The organism is Paenibacillus sp. P4_E11 (genome assembly GCF_056401635.1).
In genome coordinates this window covers 1-1,878 of record NZ_JBFUIX010000397.1, presented here as the reverse complement: position 1 = coordinate 1,878, position 1,878 = coordinate 1, and the positions used below count along the sequence as shown (strand labels likewise).

The window sequence follows — 1,878 nt, the reverse complement described above, 5'->3', positions numbered from 1 at the left end:
GTTGTTTATAGTGTTCGTGTTCTTCGGGCGACAGGAAATATTGTGTTACTGCTCCTAACTGGCTCGGTTTGGTGTCGCTACGCTCTATGGGGTAGATGGGGTGTATATGGGGTGTATATGGGCTTTCATGGTTGACACTCCTTTCAAGATATGGTTCGGCTGCCGCTACGCTGGGTTATTCGTTCGGCTCGATGGCACTTCGTGCAAGATCAGCCCGCCAACAATTCCAATACGGTCGCATCGTTGGACTTATTGTCATTCCGAATCGGAAGAAGGATAAACTGGTTATTGCTGAACGATACAGGTTGAAATTTATTCCCGCACTTCACTGGCTCATCGTCTTTGACGACCATTGACATATAGTCATTGTTTAATTTAATAATCTCTGATGCAGTCTTGATAACTCGGTACTCGCCCTTATCCCATTCCAGAATGATATTTGTTATTGATCCAGTTACAGTGTTTTGGCTTGTTCCGTCGAATATCTTAACAAGTGAAACAAGTTCTCTTTCCCTCTCGCCGCCTGAGGCTCTTTCTAACGTTGTTCCTTCAGTTGGAAATTTGGCGAATATGGAGAATAGGACGATAAGGACATCACGTGGTAATTCCTCGTATTTCACAGCCCAGTGTCTGTTTGTGATGTAATGAATCCCAGACTCAAGAGTCCAAAACAGGCAGTTCTTTGATGCATGCTTTATGTTTTTGCAAAGTTCCTTTGTATTAATGCTCATTGTAGCGCCTCCTAATTTGGTTTTGATCTTACTTCGAATCGACCGCAATACTCAGCGTAGCGGAGGCCGTATCGGGTTACCTCCGATTCAAGGTGCGGTCTATATCCCTTAAATATTCTATTGCTGGGTCGGCCTCCACTGACGTTAAGCGGATTCGGTCGTTTCGATGGCCTTCGGCCGTTCTAATATTTGTTTGATCTCACGCAACTTTTCTAGCGGAACAGCAAGCCAACCAATAACTCTCATTTCCGCTGCTATGCTTTTCTTTTCCAATTCGGTTAATATCTCATCAGTGATAGGCGTAAGACTGTATGACGTCCAACTATCAATACGGCATATGCCATTCTTGAATGTTTTTCTATCCTCCGTCTTGATTTGACCAGTTGGCGTGATCTTAGCTATCTTTGTGATGATGTGACCGTGCCAATTGCTGTAATAACAAACCTCATCACCCACCTTTAATGAGTCCAACCAATATTCTTTCATCCTCATTACCTCCGTTTATTTAATTAAGCCGACTCTTGCCCACACGTACCGTTTAAAACGCACACATCGACGCTCAATTTCACAACTGCTGGCAAGTTCGGGTTTGCTTCGGGCAGTTCTGACATGTCCATGCCGAGCGCCACTAAAGCGTTGTAAGCTCGCTTCCCTGTCTGTTCAAGGCTTATTGCATTTTGTAATTCATGTCTTAGCGTTTCTAAGCCCTCCCGTTGTAATTTGAGTTTTGGTTGTAGTTCTGCATTAAGTTTGTCAAAGGAATCCATTAACGGCTCGCACTTAAATCGAGAATAGTTTGAATTCTGGTTGTTTATAGCATTCATGGCGTCTCCCACGATGTTGTCAAGAAAATACTCGTATGATTTATAAATCTTATTCGCTTCTTTTGCGGCAGTTTTCGAATACTCAGGGACACTACTCGCACCAAGTAGGTGTATTTTCTCGGTTAACAAATCTTCAAAGCGGCTTGCTACTCGCTCTAGTTCTGACACATCGCCCAATACCTTTTTTAAAGCTTCGCCCATACGTTCGGTTATGGTCACCTTAATCTCGCTGTAAAGTGTTTTCTTGCGGCTGTTTATCTTCGCATCTACAAAATCCCGTAATTGTGTTTTGGTTACTGTTTTCAAGTTCATTTTGATTATTA

General features: G+C 43.0%; 3 protein-coding genes. All 3 read right to left on the bottom strand.

Annotation, left to right across the window (positions count from 1 at the left end; all coding sequences use genetic code 11):
* Positions 1–209: 209 nt before the first annotated feature.
* Positions 210–731 carry a hypothetical protein gene (locus tag AC1DWB_RS34445; protein WP_477545575.1) on the bottom strand — a complete coding sequence of 174 codons (522 nt, stop codon included), beginning with the start codon at positions 729–731 and terminating at the stop codon, positions 210–212.
* Between the two features lie 144 nt (positions 732–875).
* Positions 876–1,217, bottom strand: coding sequence for a hypothetical protein (locus AC1DWB_RS34440; protein ID WP_477545574.1), 342 nt, complete (start codon positions 1,215–1,217; stop codon positions 876–878).
* A gap of 23 nt (positions 1,218–1,240) precedes the next feature.
* The coding region (locus tag AC1DWB_RS34435) for a hypothetical protein (protein ID WP_477545573.1) at positions 1,241–1,878 on the bottom strand (638 nt) is incomplete at its 5' end.